Genomic DNA, 24,874 nt, shown 5'->3' with positions numbered 1-24,874 from the left:
TCGCCTCGGGCACGAAGCGCGGGGGTGCTTCATCGCTCCAGAAGTCCTTGCGGCACAGGCCGCGTGCCGCGCAGTGCTCGCAGGCGGGCCCCTCGCCCAGGGCCGGCAGCGGTGTGCCGCGGCCGATGCGCGCGAGATCGTCCAGGACGCCGGCCACCAGGGCATCGCGCGCGGCCACCACGTCGGGCTGCTCCACGGTGCACGTGCCGGAGGCCTTCTCGCCCACATTGACATAGGCCGCGCGCAAGCTGTCGTCCGGGAACAGCGCGGCATAGAAGGCGAGCTGCGTGTCTTCGGTCGGGTCCTTGACGCGTTCCTTCGATTTCTCGACGGACTCGGTCTTGTAGTCGATCACGAAGGGACGGCCGTCGGCCACGACGTCGACGCGGTCGAGGCGGCCGATCAGGGTCACGCTGCCCAGCGGCAGCTCCTTCCAGGGCTCGGACTCGACGAAGGTGGCGCCTTCCTCGCGCTCGTGCTTCGCCAGCCATTCCAGGTAACCGTCGCGCACAGCGGGCCAGGCGGCGGCGAAGGGCATGAATTCGGCGTCGGACAGGGCGAACTCGCGGGTGGCTTCCCGCTCGGCGACGGCCATCAGCGCCAGGCGCGCCGCAAGGTCTGCGTCGGGCGCCTCGCGCAGGGCCTCGTGGAAGCGGCCCAACACCGCGTGCAGCCAGTTGCCGAAGTCGCGCTTGTCGACCTCGGCCTCGAGTTCGTCGCGGCTGCGCAGCCCGAGCTGCCGCAGCGCGAAGAAGCGGTAGGGGCAACGGCGCAGGTCCTCATAGGCGGTGGAGGACAGCCGGGTCGGCACCAGTGCGTTGCCGCGCGGTTGCGGACGTGGGGTGGGCCGTGCGTCGACCTCGACCTCGGTGCGCGGGTCCGTCCCGTCGGCGGTGGCCTGCGCCAGTTGCAGCATCTGCAGCAAGGCGCTGGGACGCACCGGCTCGCCGCTGGCATCGGCATGGCGCCACAACAGGTCGACCCGCGGCGCGCCCAGGGCCACGGCCCAGGCGGCGGCCTGGGCCGCCTCCAGCGACTCGCGCGCGGGCAGGCCGAGGGCCTCGCGCTGGGCCGGCGTCCAGTCGCCTGCCGGCTCGGGCGAGGCGGGCAGGCGCTGGTCGTCGCAGCCCGGCAGCACGACGGAGCCGAAAGACCGGCCCAGCAGCTGGTGCAGCGGCAGCACCACCACGCGGGGCGCCTCCTCGTCCGAAGGCAGGCGCACGCTCGCGGCCTCCAGCACCTCGCGCACCCAGGCGCCGAACTCGGCCAGCGTCCACCGCGGGCCGCGCACCGCCTCGGCCTCGGCGTCGAGGTAGAGCGCCGCCAGCACCTCGGCACCCACCACGTCGGCCCGCAGTGCGGGCCACTGTCCGCCGGCTTCGAGCAGCGTGCGGCTGGCACTCAGCCACTCGGCCAGGGGCCGGGCGCGGGCCAAAGGGGTGCGCATCGCCTCGATCTCGCCGGTGAAGCCGAGCAGCGCTTCGTCGCGCGGCTGGCTGCTTGCCGCAACGAAGGCGCACCAGCTGCGCCAGTCGCGCATGCCGCGCTCGCGCAGGCGTGCCTCGAGCGCGCGCACGGCGCGTCCGTCGAGCGCTGCCGCACCCTTGAGCCAGTCCAGCACCTGGTCGGTGGAGGCATCGTGCGCGCAGGCGCGCAAGGCGCCCATGAGCGTGGCGGCGGCGCGGGTGGTGGAGAGCTTCCATCCGGTCTCGTCGCGCGGCTGCACGCCGTGCGCACCCAGTTGCGCGCTGATGCGGCGGGTGAGCGCGCGGTCGGTCGCGACCAGCGCCACCGGGGCACGCCCCTCGGCCAGGTGCCGCAGCACACAGGCGGCGGCGCGCTGGGCCTCGTCTTCCGGGTCGGCACAGCGATGCAGGGCCGCGGTGCGGGTCGGTGCGCTCGGCATGGCGAGCGGCAAACGCAGCGCGCGCTCGCCGAACAGGGCCGCCAGCCGGTTCGCCAGCGGGTCGCTCTGGAAACCATCGAGCACAACCAGTAGGTCGGTGCCGTCCAGCGCACCGCCGTCCAGCAGCAGATCGGTGGCGTAGTCCGAGTTGGACGCCCAGGCCAGGGCCACCCCGTTGAGGGCGCTCTCGGTGTCGAACCACTCCGAGCCCTTGCCGGCGACCAGCGCCTCGCGCACCCGCTCGGCCCAGGCCGCGCGCTCGTCCGGTCGCTCGGCCGCGGCCAGCGGCGCCAGTTGCAGGGCAATCTCGACCAGGCGGCCGGCCAACGCCGTGCGCGCGCCGCCGAGGCCGGCACGGGCCAGCAGCGACTGCGCCGTGAGCAGGTCCTGCGCCATGTCGAACGCGATGTCGTCGACCCCGGGCGTGAAGCCGCCCACGCTGCGCGCCCAGTTGCGCGTGGTCTCGAAGCGGGGGGCGAAACCCGGGGCGCCGCAGGCCGCCCACATGGCGCGCCCGACCTGCATCAGCTGCGCATAGGGCACCAGCACCACGGTGCGCGCGGGATGCAGCCGGCGCTCGGCCAGCAGACGGGCGATGCGGGTGACGAGGCCATCGGCCGGGTCGCACCACAAGGCGTGGGCAGGATGGAATTCAGGGGGGATCATCGAGGCTGTTGAAGGGCTTTGGCTATCGGAGCCATAGCGCGTGGGCCGACCACGCCGTCACTTGGTTTCTGTCACAATGGCCCGCACTTTAGCTGCACCGTCATTCAGCGAAGAAGGACCCATCCCATGGCCAGCGAACTCATCAAACACATCTCCGATTCCTCTTTCGAAGCCGACGTGCTCCAGTCCGGCAAGCCGGTGCTCGTGGACTACTGGGCCGAATGGTGCGGCCCCTGCAAGATGATCGCCCCCATCCTGGACGAGGTCTCCGCCACCTACGAAGGCAAGCTGCAGATCGCCAAGATGAACGTCGACGAAAACCGCGACATCCCTGCCAAGTTCGGCATTCGCGGCATCCCGACGCTGATGCTGTTCAAGGATGGCCAACTGGCGGCGACCAAGGTCGGTGCCATGAGCAAGGCCCAGCTCACCGCCTTCATCGATCAGCAGCTCGCCTGAGTGCACCTCGAGGGCTGCCGGCGTGCAACGCGCTGGCAGCCATTCTCGTTTTTCCTGTCATAATCCCTCGCAGTTCACCGGCCCTTTTTCTGGCAGCCGGTTCGAGTTCCCCGGTTTGTGAGGCCTCCTCGCCTCTTACCAAACCTTCCCCCCTGGTTCCGACAGATTCCCCGCACGGGGTTGTTCCATGCACTTAAACGAACTCAAGGCACTCCATGTGTCTGAAGTCTTCAAGCAGGCAGAAGCACTGGAGATCGAGAACACCGGCCGCATGCGCAAGCAGGAGCTGATGTTCGCCATCATCAAGAAGCGTGCGAAAGCGGGCGAACAGGTCTTCGCCGACGGCGTGCTCGAGATCCTGCCGGACGGCTTCGGCTTCCTGCGCAGCCCCGACACCAGCTTCACCGCCAGCACGGACGACATCTACATCTCGCCCAGCCAGGTACGCCGCTTCAACCTGCACACCGGCGACCTCATCGAAGGCGAGGTGCGCATCCCCAAGGACGGCGAGCGCTACTTCGCGCTGACCAAGCTGGACAAGGTCAATGGCGGCGCGCCCGAGGCGAACAAGCACAAGGTGATGTTCGAAAACCTCACGCCGCTGTTCCCCAAGGAGCTGATGCGCCTGGAGCGGGACAACTTCAAGGGTGAAGAGAACATTACCGGGCGGATCATCGACATCATCGCCCCCATCGGCAAAGGCCAGCGCGCCCTGCTGGTGGCGCCGCCCAAGAGCGGCAAGACGGTGATGATGCAGCACATCGCCCACGCCATCAGCGCCAACTATCCCGAGGTCCACATGATGGTGCTGCTCGTCGACGAGCGGCCCGAGGAAGTGACCGAGATGCAGCGCACGGTGAAGGGCGAGGTCATCGCCTCCACCTTCGACGAGCCGGCGGCGCGCCACGTGCACGTGGCCGAAATGGTGATCGAGCGCGCCAAGCGTCTGGTCGAACTCAAGAAGGACGTGGTGATCCTGCTCGATTCGATCACCCGCCTGGCCCGGGCCTACAACAACGTCGTGCCCTCCTCCGGCAAGGTGCTGACCGGCGGCGTGGATTCCAACGCGCTGCAGCGTCCCAAGCGCTTCCTCGGCGCCGCGCGCAACGTGGAGGAAGGCGGCTCGCTGACCATCATCGGCACCGCGCTGATCGACACCGGCAGCCGCATGGACGAAGTGATCTTCGAAGAGTTCAAGGGCACCGGCAACTCCGAAATCCACCTCGACCGCCGCCTGTACGAGAAGCGCGTGTTCCCCTCGATCCAGCTCAACCGCAGCGGCACCCGCCGCGAAGAACTGCTGCTGCCGCCCGAGATCCTGCAGAAGACCCGCATCCTGCGCCAGCTCATGTACAACATGGACGAGATCGAGGCGATGGAGCTCATGTTGAAGAACATGAAGGCGACGAAGACCAATGTCGAGTTCTTCGACATGATGCGCCGCGGGGGGTAACAAGTTCTCCCCCAGGCGTTCCCACTTCGTGTGGTCCGCCTAGCGTGCGGGGAGCGCGCGGCCTTCTGACGCGCTTTGGCGGCCGAGATCGAGCAACTCCATCAACGCCACGGCTTGCTCGGGCGGCACGGGGTTCGGGGACTTTCCAAGAATCGCATCGCGCACCGAGGCGTAGTAGGCCATGTAGTTGCCCGCCTGCGTCGGCAGCTTGCGCACCTGGAAGCGGCCGTCGTCGGCGGCCATCGTGAGTTCACCTTCCAGCGCATCCACACCCCACCCTGGAGCCCCGGGCCGCCGGCCGGCGCGCAACGCGTCCTCCTGCGGATCCACGCCGCGCTTGACGTAGCTGCCGCGCGTGCCGTGCAGGATGTAGCGTGGCGCGGCATGGGCCGCGAGCGTGGTGGCATGCAGCACCGCGCGCAGCGGCGCATGCGCCCCCGTCTCGTAGCGCAGCACGGCGTGGAAGTAGTCCTCGACCAAGGCACCATCGCGCAGGAGGGCGCTGTCGACCTGCAGGGTGTCTGGGCGGCCGAAGAGCTGCACCGCCTGGTCCAGCAGATGCGAACCCAGATCCACCCACAGGCCCGCACCTGGCACCGGCTGCTCGCGCCAGCGCTCGCGCACCTGCGGACGGTAGCGGTCGAAGTGCGACTCGAAATAGACGGGCCGACCCAGTTCGCCGCCGGCCAGCAAGGCCTGGAGCGTCAGGAAGTCCGCGTCGAAGCGCCGGTTCTGGTAGACCGACAGCAGCCGCCCCTGCCGCTGCGCCAGCGCCGCCAGGTCGCGGGCCTGGGCTGCATCGAGGGTGAAAGGCTTGTCGACCACGACATGCTTGCCGGCCATCAGCGCCTCCCGGCCCACCGGATGATGCTGCGCGTTGGGGGTGGCCACCACCACCAGGTCGATATCAGCGCGCCGCAACAGCGCCGCCACGTCGGGCACCACGTCCACACCCGGCCAATCCGCATGAACCTTGTGCGGCTGCGAACTGGCCACGGCTGCCAGCTGGAGGCCTGCGACGGCCGATAGCACAGGCGCATGGAAGGTCTGACCGGCGAAGCCGTAGCCGACCAGCCCGGCGCGCAAGGGGCGTGAAGTCATGGAATGCGCGGGCGCTGGCGCCCAAAGCAGCCAGTATGCGATAATTGCGGGCTTCGCGAAAAGTGCGGCCTGGCGCCCTGCCAGCTGAACCTGGATGTCCTGGTTTCACGCCCGAGGCTCTCGCATCGACCAAGGAAACACCCATGAAAGAAGGCATTCACCCGAACTACCGCGAGGTTCTGTTCGTCGACCTGTCGAACGGCTTCAAGTTCGTCACCCGTTCCTGCGTGAACACCCGGGAAACCGGCAAGACCGATGACGGCCGCGAGCTGCCGCTCTTCAAGCTCGATACCTCGAGCGAATCGCACCCCTTCTACACCGGCACCCAGAAGTCGGTGGACAACATGGGCGGCCGCGTCGAGAAGTTCCGCAACCGCTTCGGCAAGACCGGCGGTGCCGCCTCGAAGTAAGGCAGGCGCTTCCGAGTCGAGGGCAGCCCGGTTTACCGCGCTGCCCTTTTTGTTGCACCCTTTCCACCGCCGCCGCAGCCTCCATTGAACCAGCCGACGCCAGCCATCGTTGCCCAGAGTGCCGTGCGACGCCTGCCGCGGGTCGCGCTGCTCCTCCTCTGCGCAGCCTACCTGATGCCCGGGCTCCTGGGGCGCGGCCCCTGGAAGAGCGCCGACATCGCGGCCTTCGGCTACATGGCGGAGCTGGCCCGCACCACCGAAGGCCTGGCGCGCTGGCTCGATCCCATGCTGCTGGGCCTGCGGCCCGAGACTCCGGCATTGATCCCCTACTGGATCGGCGCCTGGGCCATCAAGATCGCGCCCACCTGGGTGCACCCCGACCTGGCGGTACGCATCGCCTTCGCCCTGCTGCTGTGGGGCACCTTCACCGCCACCTGGTACGCGGTGTACTACCTGGCCCGCACCACCCAGGCGCAGCCGGTCGCTTTTGCCTTCGGTGGCGAGGCGCGTCCGACCGACTACGCCCGCGCCATCGCCGACGGCGCCCTGCTCGCGCTGATCGCCTGCCTGGGCCTGGCCCAGCTCGGCCACGAGACCACCCCGGCCCTGGCCCAGCTCTTCTTCAGCGCGCAGTTCTTCTACGGCGTGGCCGCCCTGCCCTATCGGCGGCTCGGCCCGATGATCGCGCTGCTGGTCGGCACCAGCGGCATGACGCTCAGTGGCGGCCCCACGGTCGGGCTGGCCCTCGGTGCCGGCTGCGTCTTCTTTCTGGCCATGGAGCGCCGCCGGCGCGCGCTCGGGCAGGACCAGGACGAGGAGCCCGGCTATTCCGCGGCGGCCATCGCCACGATCGTTGGCGCCACCGTACTGGCCGGGCTGCTCGCCGCCTGGCTCGGCCTGCTGCAATGGAAGATCGAGCTGCCCGGCAGCCAGCCCGGTGAGACCTTGCGCGCCGCGCTGCGCAGCCAGGCCAAGTTGCTGCTGTGGTTCACCTGGCCGGCATGGCCGCTGGCGGTGTGGACGCTCTGGCGCTGGCGCCGGCAGCTCGGGGCGCGTCATGTCGCGCTGCCGCTGTGGTTCGCGCTGGTCCCGCTGGCGGCCACCTGGACCACCAACTTCTCCGAACGCTCGCTGCTTCTGGCCCTGCCGGCCTTCGCGACGCTGGCCGCCTTTGCGCTGCCGACCTTCCGGCGCAGCGTGGCAGCCCTGATCGACTGGTTCACCCTGCTTTTCTTCAGCGGCACGGCCATCCTGATCTGGGTGATCTGGATCGCCATGCAGACCGGCTTCCCGGCCAAGACGGCCGCCAATGTGGCCAAGCTCGCGCCAGGCTTCGTGCCGCATTTCTCGATCACGGCGCTGCTGTTCGCGATCGTGGCCACCCTGGCCTGGGCCTGGCTGGTGCGGTGGCGCACCGGCCGGCACCGCGCCGCCCTCTGGAAGACCCTGGTGCTGCCGGGCGGCGGCGCGGCCCTGTGCTGGATGCTGCTGATGACGCTGTGGCTGCCGGTGCTGGACTACGCGCGCAGCTACGCGCCGCAGGTGCGCGCGATCGTCGAGCGGGTCGGCCAGCCGAGCTGCATGTCCGAACTGGCGCTCAGCCGGCCGCACATCGCGGCCCTGCGTCACCATGGCCAGATCAACCTGCAGCCCCTCATGGGCGGCCCGAGCTGCCCCTGGCTGGTGGTCAGTCCGGAGGCGATCGGGCGCCTGCACACGCTGGTCAACCTCGAAGGCTGGCGCCTGATCGGCACCTTGCGCCGCCCCACCAGCCCGAGCGACGACCTGCTGCTCTACCAGCGAACCCGGCCTTGACTGCCTTGACTGCCTTGACCAGCGAGCGGCGCATCATCGCCAGACACGCGGGGACGGTCCTGGCAGGCCAGCTGGCCGTGATGGCCTTCAGCGTCACCGATGCCATCGTCGCCGGCCGCTATGCCGAGGGCGCGCTGGCGGCGCTGTCGGTGGGCTCGGCCATCTACGTCAGCGTCTATGTCGCGCTGATGGGGATGATGCAGGCCCTGCTGCCGGTCTGGGCCGAGTTGCACGGCGCCCGTCGCACGGCCGAGGTGGGCGCTTCGGTGCGGCAGTCGCTCTATCTCTGCCTGATGGCAATGGGACTGGGCATGGCGATCCTGCTCTTTCCCGCGCCGCTGCTGCGCTGGGCGCAGGTGCCTGAGGCCATGCGCGCCGACGTCCAGGCCTATCTGCGCATTCTGGCCTTCGCCCTGCCGCCGACGCTGCTGTTCCGCCTGTTCAGCACCCTCAACCAGAGCCTGGGCCAGCCGCAACTGGTGACCTGGCTGCAGATGGGCTCACTGCTGCCCAAGCTGCCGCTGACGATCTGGTTCGCCTTCGGCGGGGCCGGCCTGCCCGCGCTGGGCCTGGAAGGCTGCGGCTGGGCCACGGCGGCCGTGAACTGGACACTGCTCGGCTTCGCCATCTGGCTGCTGCGCAGCCAGCCGCTCTACCGCGCCTACCGGCTGTGGCAGCGCGTCGAGGCACCCGATTGGCGACAGCTGCGCCAGTTCGCCCGCCTGGGCGTTCCGGCCGGGCTGGCGGTGCTGGTGGAAGTCACATCCTTCACGCTGATGGCCCTGTTCATCGCCCGCCTGGGCACCACCGCCACGGCCGCCCACCAGATTGCCGCGAACCTCGCGGCTGTCGGCTACATGGTGCCGCTGTCGCTGTCGATCGCCACCAGCGCGCGGGTGAGCTTCTGGCTCGGCGCCGGCGAGGCCACACTGGCCCGTCGCGCCTGCGCCCGGGGCTTCGAGATGGCGCTGCTCTGCGCGCTCGCATTGGCGGCCGCCATGGCCCTGCTGCGGGCGCCGCTGGCCGGCCTCTACTCGGACAACCCCGCGGTCGTGGCGCTCGCTGCCACGCTGGTGCTGGGCGCCGCCGGCTACCACCTCGCCGACGCAGTGCAGACCCTGTGCGTCTTCCTGCTGCGCTGCTACCGGGTGACGGTGATGCCGCTGGTGCTGTACTGCACCCTTCTGTGGGGCGTGGGACTGGGCGGGAGCTACCTGCTGGCCTACCGCGGCATCGGCCCTTGGCCAGCCATGCAGTCGCCCGTCGCCTTCTGGCTCATGAGCGCGCTGGCGCTCGTGCTCGCCGCGGTACTGCTGGTGCTGCTGCTGCTCGCCACGCTCAGGCGGCAACGCTCAGCTGCGGCGCTTGCCGCAGGCGCGTGACGGGGAATACCAGCGCGAAGCGCGAGCCCTTGCCGACGACGCTCTCGATGCGCAACTCGGCACCATGGCGCTGGGCCACGTGCTTCACGATCGCCAGCCCGAGCCCGGTGCCGCCGGTCTCGCGCGAGCGGCTCCGGTCGATCCGGTAGAAGCGCTCGGTCAACCGCGGGATGTGCTCGGCGGCGATGCCCGGGCCGCTGTCCCGAACCGCATACTCGCCGCGGCCGTCCGGCAACAACCGCCAGCTCACCGCCACCTCGCCGCCGCCGGGGGTGTAGCGGATGGCGTTGCTCAGGAGGTTGGACATCGCGCTCTGCAGCTCGGTGCTGACTCCGGCGATCTCGGAGTCGGCTTGGACCGTGAAGCTCAGTCGATGCCCCTGGGCGCTCAGCCGGGTCGAGAGGCCGCGCGCCTCGTCCTCGCACTGCGCCATCAGCGCGCGCACCGGGGTCCAGCGGTTGGCGGGCGGTGCGGCACCCGCCTCCAGGCGCGACAACGTCAACAGATCGTTCACCAGCGTCTCCATGCGGTGCGACTGCTGACTCATCAACGCCAGGTAGCGGGCGCGCTCCTGCGCATCCAGCGGCAGGTTCTGCAGGGTTTCGACGAAGCCGGCCAGCACCGTGAGGGGCGTGCGGATCTCGTGCGAAACGTTGGCGACGAAGTCCCGCCGCATCGCCTCCGCCTGCTCCAGCGCGGTGATGTCGCGCGTCAGCAGCATGCGGCGGTTGCCGGCATAGGGGTGCACCTGCACCGACAGCCGGACCGGCTGGCCGCGGTGCGGACGCGTTTGCGAGGGCGCGTCGATCACGACGTCGCGGCTGTAGTTCCAGGAGGCCAGGTAGGCGACGAAGGCCGGGTCCCGCACCAGGTTGGACAGGTGCTGCAGCAGGTCGCGTTCGGCGTCGATGCCGAACTGGCCGGCCGCCGTCTGGTTGCACCACTCGATGCGCCCCTGCTCGTCGAGCAGCACCACGCCGTTGGGCGAGGCCTGGATGGCGGCCAGGAATTCCTGCAACCGCTCTTCGGCCTGGCGGGTCTGCTGCTCGCGCGTGCGCAGCAGCTTGCGGATGCGCTCGGCGATCTCGCCCCACATGCCCGGGCCGCGCGAAGGCAGCCCCGCGGCATCGGTGCGCAGCACCTCCAGCAGCCGCCGGGCCCGCCAGGCATCGAGGCCCACCCAGCACGCCGCCCCGGCCCAGGCGCCCAGCCAGGCATAGTGCAGCCCGAACACCGAAGAGGCGATGACGCCTCCCAACACGGAGGCGATCAGAAAGGTTGCGATTCGAAACGCCATGCCCGCCCATTGTGCCGCCGGGTAACCGGCGGCGCGCAGCTCACACCGAGACCTGGGCCGTCAGCCGGTAGCCGGCGCCGCGAACCGTCTCGACCATCGGCGCCGCTGCACCGAGCGATTCGCGCAGGCGCTTGACGTGCACGTCCACCGTGCGCTCCTCGATGTAGACATGGTCGCCCCACACCTTGTCGAGCAACTGGGCGCGGCTGTGCACGCGCTCGGCGTGCTGCATCAGGAAGCCCAGCAACTTGAACTCGGTGGGCCCGACTTTCAAGGGCGCGCCCTGCCAGGTCACGCGGTGCGTGGCGGTGTCGAGGACCAGGTCCCCGATCTCGACCCGCTCCGTCACCGCCTCGGGTGCGCGGCGCCGCAGCACGGCGCGGATGCGGGCCAGCAGTTCCTGCGTGGAGAAAGGCTTGGTGATGTAGTCGTCCGCGCCGGCATCCAGCCCGGCGACCTTGTCGGGCTCGTCGCCGCGGGCGGTCAGCATGAGGATGGGCATGGTCTTGGTGCGCGGGTCCTTGCGCCAGTGGCGCGCCAGTTGCAGGCCTGTCTGCCCGGGCAGCATCCAGTCGAGCAGCACCAGATCGGGCAGGAAGGCATCGATTTCGCGCTGCGCCGAATCGCCGTCCTCGGCCCAGATCGGCTCGAAGCCGTTGTGGCGCAGGTTGACGGCGATCAGCTCGGCGATCGAGGACTCGTCTTCGACGATCAGGACTCGGGGTTTCTTCATTCCATCAGGGCCTTCATGACTTCATTCCAGCGAACAGCGCGGCCGTGCCGGGCCGCTGTGTTGCCCCCGATGAAGGGGGCGGCGGGGCGACACGAAGTGCGCGCAGCCTGGGGGAGAGAATCATTTCAATGCGGATTCGATGTCCTGCATCGAAGTGTGCCGGACATCGGCCCCCTTGACGATGTAGATGATGAACTCCGCGATGTTCTTCGCATGATCGCCGATGCGCTCGATCGCCTTGGCCAGGAACAGCAGGTCCAGGCTGGCCGAGATGGTTCGCGGGTCTTCCATCATGTAGGTGACCAGCTTGCGCACGAAGCCGTCGAACTCCTTGTCGATCAGGTCGTCGTCCTTGAGGATCGACAGCGCGGCGGCCGTGTCCAGGCGCGCGAAGGCATCGAGCGCCTTGCGCAGCAGGCCGGAGGCCAGGTCCGAGGCAATGCGCAGTTCCGTGGACGGCAGCGCGCGCGCCGAGCCGCTTTCGATGATCGACTTGACCATGCGCGCGATCTTGTTGGCCTCGTCGCCCACGCGCTCCAGGTTGGCGGTGGTCTTGGAGATGGCGATCAGCAGCCGCAGGTCGCGGGCCGTCGGCTGGCGCCGCGCGATGATCGACGAGAGCTCGCGGTCGATCTCGATCTCCATCGCGTTGACGCGGTTTTCGGTTTCGATCACCCGGTCGGCCGCGTCCGTGTCGAACTGCGCCAGCGCGTACACGGCCTGGTGGATCTGGGACTCGACCATGCCGCCGAGTTCCATCACGCGGGAGGAGACCGTGTTGAGTTCGCTGTCGAACTGGCTGGAGAGATGTTTTTCGGTCATGTCGCTCCCTTCAGCCGAAACGGCCGGTGATGTAGTCCTCGGTCTCCTTGCGCTTCGGCTTGAAGAACAGCTCTTCGGTCGCGCCGAACTCGATCAGGTCGCCCAGGTACATGTAGGCGGTGTAGTCGCTGCAGCGCGCCGCCTGTTGCATGTTGTGCGTCACGATGACAACGGTGTACTCGTTCTTCAGCTCGGCGATCAGTTCCTCGATCTTGGCGGTGGAAATCGGGTCCAGCGCCGAGCAGGGTTCGTCGAGCAGCAGCACCTCGGGCTTGATCGCGATGCCGCGGGCGATGCAAAGGCGCTGCTGCTGGCCGCCCGAGAGGCCGGAGCCGCTCTGCTGCAGCTTGTCGCGCACCTCGGTCCACAGGGCCGCCTTCTTCAGCGCCCACTCGACGCGATCGTCCATGTCGGATGCGCTCAGGTTCTCGAACAACTTCACGCCGAAGGCGATGTTGTCATAGATCGACATCGGAAAGGGGGTGGGCTTCTGGAACACCATGCCGACCTTGGCGCGGATCAGCGCCACGTCCTGCTTGGAGCTCAGGAGGTCCTCGCCGTCCAGGGCGATCACGCCTTCGGCGCGCTGCTCGGGATAGAGCTCGAACATGCGGTTGAAGGTGCGCAGGAGGGTGGACTTGCCGCAGCCCGACGGTCCGATGAAAGCCGTGACCTTGTTCTCGGGAATCTCGAGGTTGATGCCCTTGAGCGCATGGAACTTGCCGTAGTAGAAGTTCAGGTCCTTGACCGAGATCTTCGCGCGGGTCTGAGCCGCTGATGCGACGGTGGGGTTTGGCATAGGAGTCAGAGTTTGTTCCGCGTGACGACGCGGGCCAGGATGTTGAGTGCCAGCACGGCGATGGTGATCAGGAACACGCCGGCCCAGGCCAGCTGTTGCCAGTTCTCGTAGGGGCTCATTGCAAACTTGAAGATGGTCACCGGCAGGCTCGCCATCGGCTGGGTCATGTCCGCAGTCCAGAACTGGTTGTTGAGCGCGGTGAAGAGCAGGGGCGCGGTCTCGCCGGCGATGCGCGCCACCGCCAGCAGCACGCCGGTCACCACGCCGGCACGCGCGGCGCGCAGCGTGATGCTCGTGATCACGCGCCACTTCGGCGTGCCGAGGGCGTAGGCGGCTTCGCGCAGGCCCGGGGGCACGAGCTGCAGCATGTTCTCGGTGGTGCGGATCACCACCGGGATCACGATCAGCGCCAGCGCCAGCGCACCGGCCAGGCCGGAGAAGCTCTTGAAGTACGCCACCGCGATCGCGTAGACGAACAGGCCGATCACGATCGACGGGGCCGACAGGAGGATGTCGTTGACGAAGCGCGTCACGTTCGACAGCAGCCCCTTGGGGTTGTATTCCGCCAGGTAGATGCCCGCCATGATCCCGATCGGCGTGCCAACGAAGGTCGCCAGCAGCACCATCGCCAGCGAGCCGAAGATCGCGTTGGCGATGCCGCCCGCCTCGTTAGGCGGCGGCGTCATCTCGGTGAAGGTGGCGATCGCCAGGCCGCCCACGCCCAGGCGCAGCGTTTCCCAGAGGATCCAGATCAGCCAGAACACGCCGAACGCCATGGCGGCCAGCGACAGCGACAGCGCGATCACGTTGACGCGCTTGCGGCTCGCGAACTTCGCGGCGCGCATCTCGTGGAGCGCCTTGGCGCTCAGGAGTTTTTCTGCCGTGCTGCTCATGACTTCCGGCCCTCGCTCTTGCGCATCTGCAGCAGCAGCAACTTGGACAGCGACAGCACCACGAAGGTGATGAAGAACAGCACCAGGCCCAGGTACATCAGCGAAGCCTGGTGCAGGCCCGCGCCGGCTTCCGCGAACTCGTTGGCCAGCACCGAGGTGATGCTGTTGGCCGCCTCGAAGACCGACAGCGACGCGAGCTGGTTGGTGTTGCCGATCACGAAGGTGACGGCCATCGTCTCGCCCAGGGCACGCCCAAGGCCGAGCATGATGCCGCCGATGACGCCGGCCTTGGTGTAGGGCAGCACCACCTTCGAGACCACTTCCCAGGTCGTGGCGCCGAGTCCGTAGGCCGACTCCTTGAGCAGCGGCGGCGTGACCTCGAAGACGTCGCGCATCACGGAAGCGATGAAGGGAATGATCATGATCGCCAGGATGATCCCGGCCGACAGGATGCCGATGCCGACCGGCGGGCCGGACACCAGCGCGCCGAGCACAGGCACCCCGGCGAAGAGCTTCTGCAGCGGCTGCTGCACGTAGGTGGAGAGGATCGGGCCGAAGACCAGCAGGCCCCACATGCCGTAGACGATCGACGGAACGGCGGCCAGTAGCTCGATGGCGGTGCCCAACGGCCGCTTGAGCCAGGCCGGCGACATCTCGGTCAGGAACAGCGCGATGCCGAAGCTCACCGGCACCGCGATGACCAGCGCGATGAGCGACGTGGCCAGCGTGCCGTAGATCATCACCAGGCCGCCGTACTCGTTCTGCACCGGGTCCCACACGCTGCTGGTGAGGAAGCCGAGGCCGAACTTGGCGATCGCAGGCCACGCGCCCGCCAACAGGGACAGCAGGATGCCGATCAGCATGGCGAGCGTCAGCAGCGCCGCGCCCTTGGCGGCCCAGCCGAACAGCCGGTCTGCGGTGGCACCGGTGCGCGGCTTGCGCACGGGCGGCGGACGGGTAATCGCGCGCACCCCCTCGGCCGGCAGGTCGAGAGGGTTGGCTGCAGCGGGGAAGCTGGATGACACGGGGGCCTCCGAAGTCGGGGCGCGGCCGAGCGGGGTGCTGCTCATGCGCGCCGCTCCTGTGTTACTGCTGCTGCTTGAAAGTGACGGGCTGGCCCGCGCCGTCCCTGATCTCGCCCCAGGCGGTGGTGATGGCGCTCTTCACCTTGTCGGGCATGGGCACGTAGTCCAGGTCGCCCGCGGTCTTGTCGCCGTTCCTGTAGGCCCAGTCGAAGAATCTGAGCGTGGTGGCGGCCTGGGCCGGCTTGTCCTGCTTCTTGTGCATCAGGATGAAGGTCGCGCCGGTGATCGGCCACGCCTGGTCGCCGGGCTGGTAGGTCAGCACCTGGTAGAAGGTCTTCGACCAGTCGGCACCTGCGGCGGCCGCCTTGAACGCATCATCGTCCGGCGCGACGAACTTGCCGGCCGCGTTCTGCATCTGGGTGTAGGTCATCTTGTTCTGCTTGACGTAGGCGTACTCGACGTAGCCGATCGAGTTCGGCAGCTTGCTCACGAACTGGGCCACGCCCTCGTTGCCCTTGCCGCCCGCGCCGGTAGGCCAGTTGACGGCGGTGCCGTCGCCGACCTTGGCCTTCCACTCCGGGTTGGCCTTGCTCAGGTAATTGGTGAACAGGAAAGTGGTGCCGGAGCCGTCGGCGCGTCGCACCGGGGCGATGGTGGCATCGGGCAGGTTGAGCGAGCCGTTGAGCGCCTTGACCGCGGGGTCGTTCCACTTGGTGATCTTGCCCAGATAGATGTCGCCGAGGACCTGGCCGTTGAGCTTGAGCTCGCCCGGCTTGATGCCCTGGATGTTGACCACCGGGATCACGCCGCCGATGACGGTGGGGAACTGCACCAGGCCCTTGGCCTTGAGCTCCTCGTCGGTCAGCGGCATGTCGGAGGCGCCGAAATCGACGGTCTTGGCATCGATCTGCTTGATGCCGGCGCCCGAGCCGACGGACTGGTAGTTGATCTTGGCGCCGGTGGCCTTGTGGAAGTCGGCGGCCCACTTCGAATACAAGGGGGCCGGGAAGCTTGCGCCGGCACCGGTGGCGTCCTGCGCGAGCGCGGGGACATGGGCCAGGGCCGCGGCCATCAGGCCGGCAGCTGCAAACTTGAACGTCGTCTTCATGAAGCTTCCTTTGGGATGTGCAAAGAACCCCTGGCGGGGACTTGGCAGCGACTCTAGAAAGCTTGTGTGACATCGGTGTGACACAGCGCGATCGGGTTTGCCGCAGGGAGATACAGAGGGAAATGCAACGGAAAAGGACTGCTCGGCGAAGGCCGGCTCGTATGACGTGGTCACACAAACGTCATAGAGGCTCGGCGGCTCGAAAGCCCCGTCCCGCGGCCCCCGCCTACCCGCCTCGTCCCGGGCATGCGGCTACGATCGGGGGCCCTGGCCTTCTCGATCTCAACATGCAAAACGGAACCCGCCTCGCCGCGGTCGATCTCGGCTCGAACAGCTACAGGCTCGAGATCGGCCGGGTCGACCATGGCCAGATCCATCGCGCCGAATACCTGAAGGAAACAGTGCGCCAGGGCAACGGACTCGACGGCGCCCGCAATCTCACGCCGGAGGCGATGCAGCGCGGCTGGGACGCCCTGGCCCGCTTCGGCGAGCGCCTGGCCGGCTTCAAGCGCTCGCAGGTCCGCGCGGTTGCGACGCAGACCCTGCGGGAAGCCCGCAATCGCGACGAGTTCCTTCTGCGGGCGCGCACCATCCTCGGTTTCAACATCGACGTCATCCCCGGCCGAGAGGAAGCGCGCCTGATCTACCAGGGCGTGGCCCACATGCTGCCCCACACGGACGCCTCGAACCGCGAGCGCCGCCTGGTGGTGGACATCGGCGGCCGGTCCACCGAGCTGATCATCGGGCAGGCCCTGGAGGCCAAGGTCATGGAGTCCTACCGGGTCGGCAGCGTCGCCTGGTCGATGAAGCACTTCCCGGAGGGCCAATTCACCACCGCCGCCTTCCGCGCCGCCGAGGTCGCGGCCAAGGCGGTGCTCGACGACGCCCTGACCACCTACGTGCCCGACCTCTGGGACGTCGCCTACGGCGCCTCCGGCACCATCGGCGCGGTCGGCGACGTGCTGGCCGCTGCCGGGGGCGAGCCGGGCCTGATCACGCGCGACGGGCTGGAGTGGCTGGTGGAGCGGCTGCTGAAGGCCGGCAGCGCCGACCGCCTGCGTATCGAGGGCATGCGGGAAGACCGCAAGGCCGTGATCGGCGGCGGCGTGAGCGTGCTGCGGGCCGTGTTCGACCTGCTGGAGCTGGAGGAAATGCGCGTGGCCCAGGGGGCGCTGCGCCACGGCGTGCTTTACGAGCTGCTGGAGCGCGACGAGAGCGTGGCCGACCTGCGCACCACCACCGTCGCCCGGCTGGCCAGCCGCTTCGCGGTCGACATGGCCCAGGCGCGGCGCGTGAGCGACACCGCCGCGATCCTGTACCAGCAACTCGAGCCGGCCTCGCGCGGCGCCGCCACCACCAGCCGGCCCGGGCGCAACCTGCGCAAGATCGGCTGGGCGGCGCAGCTGCACGAGATCGGCATCCACATCTCGCACAGCGACTATCACAAGCACGGCGCCTACATCCTGGACAACACCGACGCGCCGGGCTTCGCGTTGAACGAAATGCACTGGCTCAGCCAGCTCGTGCTGGGCCACCGGGGCAAACTGCGCAAGCTGGGCGCGATGCTGGACGACGAGACCTTCGTCGGGCAACTGCTCGCCCTGCGGCTGGCCGTGATCCTCTGCCACGCCCGGCGCGACCCCGACCTGGAAGGCCTGCGCCTGGCGCGGCCCGATACCCGCCTCTTCGTGCTCGGTTGCCGCCGCGACTGGGCCGACATCTACCCGCAATCGGCGCACCTGCTGCGAGAGGAGACGCTGGCCTGGCAGAAGACCGGCGTGCGCCTGGAACTCGAAGACTGCTGAAGCCGCAGCCTGCGCCTACGCGCCTACAGCAGCTCGGGCGACTGCACCGTCACCACCACCGTCTGCACGTCACCGTCGCGCTCGCGGGTGCGGATCCACCAGATCGCACCCTTGCGCACCGGGCAACCGTCCTGCTTGAGGCCAAGCAGCAGCGAGATCGCCTGCCCCAGGGAGGGCTGGTGTCCCACCAGGAGCACCACCGACTTGCCGTTGGGCCAGCCGGCCGCGCTCAGCAATGCATCGGGCGTGGTGTCGGGTGCGAGCTCGCTGCGCAGCTTGTACTTGCGGCCCAGCGCGAGCACGGTCTGTTCGCAGCGCCGCGCCGGGCTGCAGACGATGCGCGTGCCGTCCGGCAGTTGCCGGTCCAGCCACGCCGCCATGCGCTTGGCCTGCTTTTCGCCGCGCGCGGTCAGCGAGCGCTGCATGTCGTCGCAGCCCTCGGCCCAGTCCTCGGCCTCGGCGTGCCGCCAGAAGATCAGGTCCATGATTGTCATCCCCGGGTGTCGACGCGGCCGCGGCCGCGCGAGGAGTACCGCACCATCAGCGCCGTCTGCGCACCATGCGCCTGGACGGCGCGCGGTGCACCCTCCTCGCCGCGGTGCGTGTCATGGTCGACGCGGCGGTAGATGCCGTCCGGCCCCAGGTCCCAGGCGTCGCGGCCGTCGTGCAGGTAGGCCACCAGGCATTCGTCGATCAGCCGCTGGCGCAGCACCGGGTCGGTCACGGGCCAGGCCAGCTCGATCCGGCGCAGCATGTTGCGGTTCATCCAGTCGGCGCTCGAGAGGTAGAGCGCCTCCTCTTCGCCCTCCCTGAAGTAGAACACCCGCGAATGCTCGAGGAAGCGGCCGATCACCGAGCGAACGCGAATGTTGTCCGTCAGCCCCGGCACCTGGGCCGGCAGGGTGCAGCCGCCCCGCACGATCAGGTCGATTTTCACGCCCTTGCGGCCCGCCGCCACCACGGCGGCGATCAGCGGCTCGTCGGTCAGTGCATTCATCTTGGCGACGATGCGCGAAGACACCCCGCGCGCCGCCGCAGCGCCGAGCGCATCGATGCGCGCGATCAGGTTGCGGTGCAGGTCGAAAGGCGCGACCCACATGCGGTTGAGCTTGGGCAGGCGACTCTGGCTGGCCATGTGCACGAACACCGCCTCCATGTCGGCCGTCAGTTGCGGATCGGCCGTCAGGTGGCTGATGTCGGTATAGAGCTTGGCCGTGCGCGGGTTGTAGTTGCCGGTGGACAGGTGGCCGTAGCGCCGCATCTGCTTGCCCTCGCGCCGCGTCACCAGCAGCATCTTGGCGTGCGTTTTCAGCCCCACCACGCCATAGACCACCTGGGCGCCGATCGATTCCAGCATCTCGGCCCAGCTGATGTTGGCCTCCTCGTCGAAGCGCGCCTTCAGTTCCACCACCACCGTGACTTCCTTGCCGCGGCGAACCGCTTCGCGCAGCAGCTCCATGAGCTCGGAATCGGCGCCCGTGCGGTAGATGGTCTGCTTGATCGCGAGGACCTGCGGGTCCTGCGCGGCTTCGCGCAGGAAAGCGAGCACGCCTTCGAAGCTCTCGAAGGGCTGGTGGATCAGCGCGTCGCCGGCCCGAAGCCGCTCGAAAAAGGACTGGCCCGGCGAGAGGGATATCGGATACGAGGCCTGGTAGGGCGCAAAGCGCAGCTGCGGCTCGTCCAGCAGGTCGATCAGTTGCGTCAGCCGCGCCAGGTTGACCGGGCCATGCACGCGGAAGAGCGCCTGGGCCGGCAGATCGAACTGTGCCAGCAGGAAAGTTGCCAGCGAGTCCGAGCAACTGGCCGACACCTCCAGCCGCACGGCCTGTCCGAAGTGCCGATGCTGCAGGCCCTGGCGCAGTGCGGTGCGCAGGTTCTTGACATCTTCCTCGTCCACCGCCAGATCGGAATGGCGCGTGACGCGGAACTGCGAGAACTCGCCCACCACGCGCCCCGGGAACATGCTCTGCAGGTGAGCCCGCACGATGCTCGACAGCGCGACGAACAGCTTCTTGCCGCCGGACAGCTTGGCCGGCATCGCGATCATGCGCGGCAGCACCCGCGGCACCTTGACGATGGCGATCGGGTTCTCGCGGCCGAAGGCGTCCTTGCCGGACAGGCGCACGATGAAGTTGAGCGACTTGTTGGCCACCTGCGGGAAGGGATGCGCAGGGTCCAGCCCGACCGGGATCAGCAGCGGACGCACCTCGCGCTCGTAATACTCGCTGACCCACTTGCGCTGCGCCGCATTGCGCTCCCCGTGCGAGATGACGCGGATGCCCTCCTTCGCGAAGGTGGGCATCAGCTCGTCGTTGTAGAGCGCGTACTGCCGCGCCACCAGCGCATGGGCTGCCTCGGACAGGCGGTTGAAGGAATCGATGGTGTAGTTGCCCTTCCGGTCACCGGCCGTGTGCGCCGCCAGATGCGGTGCGGCCCGGACCTCGAAGAACTCGTCGAGGTTGGAGGACACGATGCACAGGTAGCGCAGCCGTTCGATCAGCGGCACTTCAGGCCGATAGGCCCAGTTCAGCACCCGCTCGTTGAAGGCCAGGATGCTGTGGTCGCGGTCGAGGAGGGTCAGCGACGGCGCAGGGACGACAGGCACGCTGTCGGCGGGGTCGGATGAGGGCGATGCGAAGTTGTCTGGAGCGACCGGCACAGGATGGGACGAAGGCAAGAACATGACAGTGTCGAAGTATTTCGTGACACTTCCATGACAAATGTGTGGCGTGCCAACCGGCTTGTCAATCACCGAGGAAATGCTTTCGATAGCGTGCCGGCAGGTCTTCAATGCGCATCAGCATCGGCAGGTCGGCGCTGTTGAAATCCGGATCCCATGCCGGCGGCCCCAGCACCTTGGCGCCGAGCCGCAGGTAACCCTTGATCAACGCCGGCGGCTCGACGTCCAAGCGGTCGTCGAGCCGGTTCACCGGCAGCGGCAACCTCGGCTGCACGTGGTACTGGATCGGCGCCATGTGCGTCGCCGACAACTGGCGCCAGATGCTCGCGGCCGCATCGCCGCTGCTCACGCCCTTGTGCCGCATCGGAATGCTGGCGCAGCCGATCATGGTGTCGAGCCGGTTGCGGTTCATGAAGGCGGCCAGCGCGCCCCAGAGCGCCAGGATCACCCCGCCTTGCCGGTGCTCGGCATGAACGCAGCTGCGTCCCAGCTCCACCATGCGCTCGCGCAGGTCGCGCAGGCGCGTGAGGTCGAACTCGGTGTCGCTGTAGGTACTGCCCACGCGGCGGGCCTGGGCGGGCGTCAGCACGCGGTAGGTGCCGATCACCTGGCCGGTAGGCTCGTCGCGCACCAGCAGGTGCTCGCAGAAATCGTCGAACAGGTCGACGTCATGGCCTTCCAGCGGTGTGTCCAGGCGCGCGCCCATCTCGCCGGCGAACACCTCGTAGCGCAGGCGCTGCGCGGCGCGCACCTCGTCCTGGTGGCGTGCCCAGCTGACGCTGATGCCGCCGCCCGCCGGTTGCGGGACCTCGTTGGCCGGCGCGGGCGCCACCGCAGGCACGGTGATGGTCTTCGTCCGGTGAAGCGGTGCCGGCCACAGTGCCTGGCACCATTCCCACGCTCCCAGTTGCGAGAACGGAAACGTCGGCGTGGGCAGTTCTTTCATACGGTGTCCCTTTCTGCCGACGGAGTCTCTGAGCGCGCGATGAAACAGGCGTGTCAATCGAATGGCAGTTGCATGACGGGGTGCGCGCGCCGGAGCCTTTGGAGGTCTAATGCCGGACTTGCGCCCTGCGCCCTGGAGAGCCCGAATGACAGCTGACGCCCCGGTCACGGTGGAAGTGGAAACCCGCAGCCACCAGATGTTCCCCGCCCTGAGCCCCTGCGACGTGGCGCGCATCAAGCGCTTCGGCAGCGTGCGCCATTTCGCGCGCGGCGAATGCCTGTTCCGGGCCGGCGAGCGCGGGGCCGGCATGTTTCTCGTCCTCGACGGCCACGTGGCCATCACCCAGCGCGACGGGCTCGGGCGCGTGGTGCCGATCCGCAGCCAGGGCCCCGGCCAGTTCCTCGCCGAGATCGCGCAGCTGTCGGGCCGCCCTGCCCTGGTCGACGGCCACGCGGAGGACGAAGTGCAGGCCGTGCTGGTCCCGCCCGAGCAACTGCGCGCACTGATCATTGCCGAGGCCGATCTGGGCGAGCGCCTGATGCGCGCGATGATCCTGCGGCGGGTGGCGCTGATCGAATCGGGCGAAAGCGGCCCCGTGCTGATCGGCCCGCCGCAATCCGCACACCTGCTGCGGCTGCAGAACTTCCTGACGCGCAACGGCCATCCCTACCAGGTGGTCGATGCCACGCAGGACGCCGACGCCCGCGCGCTGCTGGAACAGTACGGCGATGCCGAACTGCTCGTCACCTGCCCCAACGGCTCCGTCCTGGCCGACCCGACCGAAAGCGCCCTGGCCCGCTGCCTGGGCATGGTCGACTCCGCGGAGCACGACGATCTGTTCGACGTGCTGGTGGTGGGCGCCGGCCCCGCCGGTCTGGCGACCGCCGTGTACGCCGCGTCCGAAGGGCTGCGCGTGATCGTGCTGGACTGCCGCTCCTTCGGCGGCCAGGCCGGCGCCAGTGCGCGCATCGAGAACTACCTGGGCTTTCCGACCGGCATCTCGGGCGGCGCCCTGGCCGGCCGGGCCTTCGTGCAGGCGCAGAAGTTCGGAGTGGAGATGATGATCCCGGCCCAGGCCGCCTCGATGGATTGCAGCCACGCGGAAACCGAGGGCGAGCTGGCCGTGCGCCTCACGGACGGGCGCCGCCTGCGTGCGCGCACGGTGGTGGTCGCCAGCGGCGCGCGCTACCGCCGGCCGGAGGTGCCGCGCCTCACCGAGTTCGAGGGCCGTGGCATCTTCTATTGGGCCTCCGCGCTGGAGGCCAAGCTGTGCGAAAAGCAGGAGGTGGCTCTGGTCGGCGGCGGCAACTCGGCCGGCCAGGCCGCGGTCTTCCTGTCCCAACACGTGTCCAAGCTCAACCTGCTGGTGCGCGGGCCCTCGCTGGCAGCCACCATGTCGCGCTACCTGATCGACCGCATCGAGGCCACGCCCAACATCGAGCTGCACCCGCACACCGAGCTGATCCACCTGCACGGCGAACCGGAGGCGGGTCTGCAGGGCGCCAGCTGGCGCGACCGCCGCAGCGGCGACGAATACCGCTGCGACGCGCGCAATATCTTCCTGTTCATCGGCGCGGTGCCTGAGACCGACTGGCTCCAGGGCTGCGGCGTGGCCGTCGACAAGCACGGCTTCGTGCTGACCGGCGAAGGCGCCCGTGGCGGCTTTCCGGCCCGGCCGGCCGCCGCGCTGGAAACCAGCGTGCCGGGCGTGTTCGCGGTCGGCGACGTGCGCTCGGGCTCGGTCAAGCGTGTCGGCGGGGCGATCGGCGAAGGCGCGGCGGTGGTGGCCCTGATCCACAAGCACCTGGCCCGCGCCGGCGCGGTCGCCTGAGCCAGCCGCCGGCATCCGGCCGGCCGCCTGCACGAAGCGCGGCCGGCCGCTATGCTGACCGGCCGTCTTTTTTCATTCCCGTTCATCCCGGAAACAGCGCATGCCCCAAGCCCCCATCGACGTCTATTCCTGGCCCACCCCCAACGGTCACAAGATCCACATCATGCTGGAAGAATGCGGCCTGCCCTACCGCGCCCACCCGGTCAACATCGGCAAGGGCGACCAGTTCGAGCCGGCCTTCCTGCGGATCAGCCCCAACAACAAGATCCCTGCCATCACCGACCCCGAGGGGCCGGACGGCAAGCCGATCTCACTCTTCGAATCCGGCGCCATCCTGGTGTACCTGGCCGGCAAGACGGGGCAGTTCCTCCCCGAGGGCGACCGCGCCCGCTACGAGGTGCTGCAGTGGCTGATGTTCCAGATGGGCGGCGTCGGCCCCATGCTCGGCCAGGCCCACCACTTCCGCCTTTACGCGCCGGAAAAAATCCCCTACGCCATCGAACGCTACAGCAACGAGGCCCGCCGCCTCTACGGCGTGATCGACCGGCAGCTCGCCAACCATGCGTTCATCGCCGGCGAGAGCTATTCGATCGCCGACATCGCGATCTTCCCGTGGCTGCGCAACTGGGAAGGCCAGGGCATTGTGCTCGACGAGTTTCCGCACCTGAAAAAGTGGTTCGAGGGCATCGCGGCGCGGCCTGCCGTGCAACGCGGCGTCAAGGTGCTGGCCGACCTGCGCCGGCCCATCACCGACGACAAGGCGCGCGAGATGTTGTTCGGCAAGACGCAATACGAGCGACGCTGAGCGGGGTTCCCGGAATCCGGCCCTGGGCGCAGGCTAGAATCCCGGCTTCGTCGGGGTGTAGCGCAGCCTGGTAGCGCATCTGCTTTGGGAGCAGAGGGTCGAAGGTTCGAATCCTTTCGCCCCGACCACCAATCGAATGCCGGCACGGCCCACAGGTCCGTGCCGGCATTTCCATTTCAGGGGCGTCAAGCTTTCTTTTCGGCCGAGCCCATCGCCCGGGTTCTGGGCGCCCGCTTCGGCGGCTTGCTGGTTCCGATCGCACGGACGATCCAACCCACCTCCTCCGAAGCTGGCTCTGTCGGGGGAGGCTCCAGAACCCGCGTCATTCCAGCCGAGAAATCGCGACAGGCCCGCTGGAACTCGGCCACCGCCTGCAGATACTCGCGACGCGCAGCCTTGGTGCTCATCTGGCAACTCCGTGCTCGGGACACGGCGGATCATGCGCCCGGTCGCCCCGGTGTTCAAGCCAAACGGGGCCGGGCACTTCAACTGACAGGCAGTTGCTCGGGCATCGGCTCGGCCGGCGGCGAGGACGGCGCGTCATCGGACTCCCGGCGATGGCGCCCCAGATCCTCGATCATCTGTTCTCCCACCGGGTCTCGGCCGTCGAGGGGAATCGACTCCTCGAAGCCGATTTCCGGCTCATCGTCCTTGCGCTGCGGGCGGCGGTCTGTGCTCATGCCAATCTCCAAATGGAGCCACTTTGGCCATGCCGGCCATCCGCGTGTCTCGGGCAAAGTCCTCTGAAGCTGTCGGCGCACGCCGACGCCGACGAGGCACGCCGTAGAATCGCGGACCTTCCTCACTGCCCGTAGCTCAGTTGGATAGAGCATCGGCCTTCTAAGCCGAATGTCGGGGGTTCGATTCCCTCCGGGCAGGCCACCACCTCTTGCGCACAGCTCAGCCGATCCCCTGGTTCGAGCCCAGGTCGAGGAGCC

At 68.5% G+C, this 24,874-nt stretch carries 21 protein-coding genes, 2 tRNA genes and 1 pseudogene; 10 read left to right on the top strand and 14 right to left on the bottom strand.

Translation table 11 applies throughout. From position 1 onward, the window contains the following. Positions 1 to 61: 61 nt before the first annotated feature. Positions 62 to 916: pseudogene (locus ABEA07_RS12175) on the bottom strand (RecB family exonuclease); the annotation flags it as partial. 1,782 nt (positions 917 to 2,698) lie between these two features. Between ABEA07_RS12175 and trxA the strand changes: the two are divergent. Both trxA and rho read left to right on the top strand, forming a co-directional pair. Further along, a complete protein-coding gene (trxA, locus tag ABEA07_RS12170; protein ID WP_086921261.1) occupies positions 2,699 to 3,031 on the top strand; it encodes a thioredoxin TrxA in 333 nt (110 codons plus the stop codon). Between the two features lie 187 nt (positions 3,032 to 3,218). Further along, the gene (rho, locus tag ABEA07_RS12165) at positions 3,219 to 4,484 is read left to right on the top strand and encodes a transcription termination factor Rho (RefSeq protein ID WP_345538091.1); all 1,266 of its coding nucleotides are present in this window, start codon (positions 3,219 to 3,221) and stop codon (positions 4,482 to 4,484) included. Positions 4,485 to 4,523: 39 nt separating this feature from the next. Here rho and ABEA07_RS12160 read toward each other — a convergent pair whose 3' ends face one another. Next, a complete protein-coding gene (locus tag ABEA07_RS12160; protein WP_345538090.1) occupies positions 4,524 to 5,585 on the bottom strand; it encodes an oxidoreductase in 1,062 nt (353 codons plus the stop codon). A gap of 143 nt (positions 5,586 to 5,728) precedes the next feature. On the opposite strand from ABEA07_RS12160, the gene ABEA07_RS12155 reads away from it, so the two are divergent. The 3 genes from ABEA07_RS12155 (at position 5,729) to ABEA07_RS12145 (ending at position 9,192) form a co-directional block, all read left to right on the top strand. After that, complete coding sequence (locus tag ABEA07_RS12155; RefSeq protein ID WP_345538088.1) at positions 5,729 to 5,995, top strand: type B 50S ribosomal protein L31; 267 nt, start codon at positions 5,729 to 5,731, stop codon at positions 5,993 to 5,995. 84 nt (positions 5,996 to 6,079) lie between these two features. Further along, positions 6,080 to 7,810: a hypothetical protein gene (locus ABEA07_RS12150; protein WP_345538087.1), complete on the top strand. Its 1,731-nt coding sequence runs from the start codon at positions 6,080 to 6,082 to the stop codon at positions 7,808 to 7,810. After that, complete coding sequence (locus ABEA07_RS12145; RefSeq protein ID WP_425584122.1) at positions 7,807 to 9,192, top strand: MATE family efflux transporter; 1,386 nt, start codon at positions 7,807 to 7,809, stop codon at positions 9,190 to 9,192. The genes ABEA07_RS12150 and ABEA07_RS12145 overlap by 4 nt, the downstream gene beginning before the upstream one ends. Here ABEA07_RS12145 and phoR read toward each other — a convergent pair. The 7 genes from phoR to pstS form a co-directional block, all read right to left on the bottom strand. Continuing rightward, positions 9,149 to 10,489 carry a phosphate regulon sensor histidine kinase PhoR gene (phoR, locus tag ABEA07_RS12140; protein ID WP_345538086.1) on the bottom strand — a complete coding sequence of 447 codons (1,341 nt, stop codon included), beginning with the start codon at positions 10,487 to 10,489 and terminating at the stop codon, positions 9,149 to 9,151. The two genes, ABEA07_RS12145 and phoR, sit on opposite strands and share 44 nt — an antisense overlap. A 40-nt stretch (positions 10,490 to 10,529) precedes the next feature. Further along, complete coding sequence (gene phoB, locus ABEA07_RS12135; protein ID WP_345538085.1) at positions 10,530 to 11,222, bottom strand: phosphate regulon transcriptional regulator PhoB; 693 nt, start codon at positions 11,220 to 11,222, stop codon at positions 10,530 to 10,532. Positions 11,223 to 11,342: 120 nt separating this feature from the next. After that, complete coding sequence (gene phoU, locus ABEA07_RS12130) at positions 11,343 to 12,044, bottom strand: phosphate signaling complex protein PhoU (protein ID WP_345538084.1); 702 nt, start codon at positions 12,042 to 12,044, stop codon at positions 11,343 to 11,345. A 10-nt stretch (positions 12,045 to 12,054) separates the two neighbouring features. Next, a complete protein-coding gene (pstB, locus tag ABEA07_RS12125; protein WP_345538083.1) occupies positions 12,055 to 12,843 on the bottom strand; it encodes a phosphate ABC transporter ATP-binding protein PstB in 789 nt (262 codons plus the stop codon). Between the two features lie 5 nt (positions 12,844 to 12,848). Next, positions 12,849 to 13,736 (bottom strand): phosphate ABC transporter permease PstA, encoded by an 888-nt coding sequence (gene pstA / locus ABEA07_RS12120; RefSeq protein WP_345538082.1) that lies wholly within the window; start codon positions 13,734 to 13,736, stop codon positions 12,849 to 12,851. Then, the gene (gene pstC, locus ABEA07_RS12115) at positions 13,733 to 14,806 is read right to left on the bottom strand and encodes a phosphate ABC transporter permease subunit PstC (protein WP_345538081.1); all 1,074 of its coding nucleotides are present in this window, start codon (positions 14,804 to 14,806) and stop codon (positions 13,733 to 13,735) included. The genes pstA and pstC overlap by 4 nt, the downstream gene beginning before the upstream one ends. Positions 14,807 to 14,822: 16 nt before the next feature. Then, entirely contained in the window at positions 14,823 to 15,869 is a 1,047-nt protein-coding gene (gene pstS, locus ABEA07_RS12110) for a phosphate ABC transporter substrate-binding protein PstS (RefSeq protein ID WP_345538080.1), read from the bottom strand. 287 nt (positions 15,870 to 16,156) lie between these two features. On the opposite strand from pstS, the gene ABEA07_RS12105 reads away from it, so the two are divergent. Then, on the top strand, positions 16,157 to 17,674 hold the full coding sequence (locus ABEA07_RS12105) for a Ppx/GppA phosphatase family protein (RefSeq protein ID WP_345538079.1): 1,518 nt from the start codon (positions 16,157 to 16,159) through the stop codon (positions 17,672 to 17,674). Positions 17,675 to 17,697: 23 nt separating this feature from the next. On the opposite strand, the gene ABEA07_RS12100 is transcribed toward ABEA07_RS12105, so the two are convergent. From ABEA07_RS12100 to ABEA07_RS12090, 3 genes are all read right to left on the bottom strand, one after another. Further along, on the bottom strand, positions 17,698 to 18,159 hold the full coding sequence (locus ABEA07_RS12100) for a SixA phosphatase family protein (RefSeq protein WP_345538147.1): 462 nt from the start codon (positions 18,157 to 18,159) through the stop codon (positions 17,698 to 17,700). A 5-nt stretch (positions 18,160 to 18,164) separates the two neighbouring features. Beyond that, complete coding sequence (gene ppk1, locus ABEA07_RS12095; RefSeq protein ID WP_345538078.1) at positions 18,165 to 20,357, bottom strand: polyphosphate kinase 1; 2,193 nt, start codon at positions 20,355 to 20,357, stop codon at positions 18,165 to 18,167. A gap of 61 nt (positions 20,358 to 20,418) precedes the next feature. Continuing rightward, a complete protein-coding gene (locus tag ABEA07_RS12090; protein WP_345538076.1) occupies positions 20,419 to 21,300 on the bottom strand; it encodes a GNAT family N-acetyltransferase in 882 nt (293 codons plus the stop codon). Between the two features lie 145 nt (positions 21,301 to 21,445). Here ABEA07_RS12090 and ABEA07_RS12085 point away from each other — a divergent pair, with 145 nt between their 5' ends. From ABEA07_RS12085 to ABEA07_RS12075, 3 genes are all read left to right on the top strand, one after another. Further along, positions 21,446 to 23,131 (top strand): FAD-dependent oxidoreductase, encoded by a 1,686-nt coding sequence (locus tag ABEA07_RS12085; RefSeq protein WP_345538075.1) that lies wholly within the window; start codon positions 21,446 to 21,448, stop codon positions 23,129 to 23,131. Between the two features lie 100 nt (positions 23,132 to 23,231). Then, on the top strand, positions 23,232 to 23,936 hold the full coding sequence (locus ABEA07_RS12080) for a glutathione binding-like protein (protein WP_345538074.1): 705 nt from the start codon (positions 23,232 to 23,234) through the stop codon (positions 23,934 to 23,936). A 51-nt stretch (positions 23,937 to 23,987) separates the two neighbouring features. Then, positions 23,988 to 24,064: transfer RNA gene (locus tag ABEA07_RS12075), tRNA-Pro, on the top strand. Between the two features lie 57 nt (positions 24,065 to 24,121). Here the strand turns inward: ABEA07_RS12075 and ABEA07_RS12070 are convergent. Both ABEA07_RS12070 and ABEA07_RS12065 read right to left on the bottom strand, forming a co-directional pair. Next, entirely contained in the window at positions 24,122 to 24,343 is a 222-nt protein-coding gene (locus tag ABEA07_RS12070) for a hypothetical protein (protein ID WP_345538073.1), read from the bottom strand. Between the two features lie 78 nt (positions 24,344 to 24,421). After that, positions 24,422 to 24,616, bottom strand: a complete 195-nt coding sequence (locus ABEA07_RS12065; protein ID WP_345538071.1) for a hypothetical protein — start codon at positions 24,614 to 24,616, stop codon at positions 24,422 to 24,424. 125 nt (positions 24,617 to 24,741) lie between these two features. On the opposite strand from ABEA07_RS12065, the gene ABEA07_RS12060 reads away from it, so the two are divergent. After that, positions 24,742 to 24,818 (top strand) — tRNA-Arg (locus ABEA07_RS12060). The last annotated feature ends 56 nt before the right edge of the window (positions 24,819 to 24,874 follow it).

This window comes from Variovorax defluvii (assembly GCF_039541515.1).
Classification (GTDB): domain Bacteria; phylum Pseudomonadota; class Gammaproteobacteria; order Burkholderiales; family Burkholderiaceae_C; genus Variovorax; species Variovorax defluvii.
Note: the sequence above shows the minus strand (reverse complement) of the source record. Positions and strands in the feature narration are given on the sequence as shown.

Excerpts from the sequence above, each read along its gene's own strand:
- trxA (WP_086921261.1), top strand. The coding sequence starts at position 2,699 with ATGGCCAGCGAACTCATCAAACACATCTCCGATTCCTCTTTCGAAGCC.
- rho (WP_345538091.1), top strand. The coding sequence starts at position 3,219 with ATGCACTTAAACGAACTCAAGGCACTCCATGTGTCTGAAGTCTTCAAG.
- ABEA07_RS12160 (WP_345538090.1), bottom strand. The coding sequence starts at position 5,585 with ATGACTTCACGCCCCTTGCGCGCCGGGCTGGTCGGCTACGGCTTCGCC.
- ABEA07_RS12155 (WP_345538088.1), top strand. The coding sequence starts at position 5,729 with ATGAAAGAAGGCATTCACCCGAACTACCGCGAGGTTCTGTTCGTCGAC.
- phoR (WP_345538086.1), bottom strand. The coding sequence starts at position 10,489 with ATGGCGTTTCGAATCGCAACCTTTCTGATCGCCTCCGTGTTGGGAGGC.
- phoB (WP_345538085.1), bottom strand. The coding sequence starts at position 11,222 with ATGAAGAAACCCCGAGTCCTGATCGTCGAAGACGAGTCCTCGATCGCC.
- phoU (WP_345538084.1), bottom strand. The coding sequence starts at position 12,044 with ATGACCGAAAAACATCTCTCCAGCCAGTTCGACAGCGAACTCAACACG.
- pstB (WP_345538083.1), bottom strand. The coding sequence starts at position 12,843 with ATGCCAAACCCCACCGTCGCATCAGCGGCTCAGACCCGCGCGAAGATC.
- pstA (WP_345538082.1), bottom strand. The coding sequence starts at position 13,736 with ATGAGCAGCACGGCAGAAAAACTCCTGAGCGCCAAGGCGCTCCACGAG.
- pstC (WP_345538081.1), bottom strand. The coding sequence starts at position 14,806 with ATGAGCAGCACCCCGCTCGGCCGCGCCCCGACTTCGGAGGCCCCCGTG.
- pstS (WP_345538080.1), bottom strand. The coding sequence starts at position 15,869 with ATGAAGACGACGTTCAAGTTTGCAGCTGCCGGCCTGATGGCCGCGGCC.
- ABEA07_RS12105 (WP_345538079.1), top strand. The coding sequence starts at position 16,157 with ATGCAAAACGGAACCCGCCTCGCCGCGGTCGATCTCGGCTCGAACAGC.
- ABEA07_RS12100 (WP_345538147.1), bottom strand. The coding sequence starts at position 18,159 with ATGGACCTGATCTTCTGGCGGCACGCCGAGGCCGAGGACTGGGCCGAG.
- ppk1 (WP_345538078.1), bottom strand. The coding sequence starts at position 20,357 with ATGTTCTTGCCTTCGTCCCATCCTGTGCCGGTCGCTCCAGACAACTTC.
- ABEA07_RS12090 (WP_345538076.1), bottom strand. The coding sequence starts at position 21,300 with ATGAAAGAACTGCCCACGCCGACGTTTCCGTTCTCGCAACTGGGAGCG.
- ABEA07_RS12085 (WP_345538075.1), top strand. The coding sequence starts at position 21,446 with ATGACAGCTGACGCCCCGGTCACGGTGGAAGTGGAAACCCGCAGCCAC.
- ABEA07_RS12080 (WP_345538074.1), top strand. The coding sequence starts at position 23,232 with ATGCCCCAAGCCCCCATCGACGTCTATTCCTGGCCCACCCCCAACGGT.
- ABEA07_RS12070 (WP_345538073.1), bottom strand. The coding sequence starts at position 24,343 with ATGAGCACCAAGGCTGCGCGTCGCGAGTATCTGCAGGCGGTGGCCGAG.
- ABEA07_RS12065 (WP_345538071.1), bottom strand. The coding sequence starts at position 24,616 with ATGAGCACAGACCGCCGCCCGCAGCGCAAGGACGATGAGCCGGAAATC.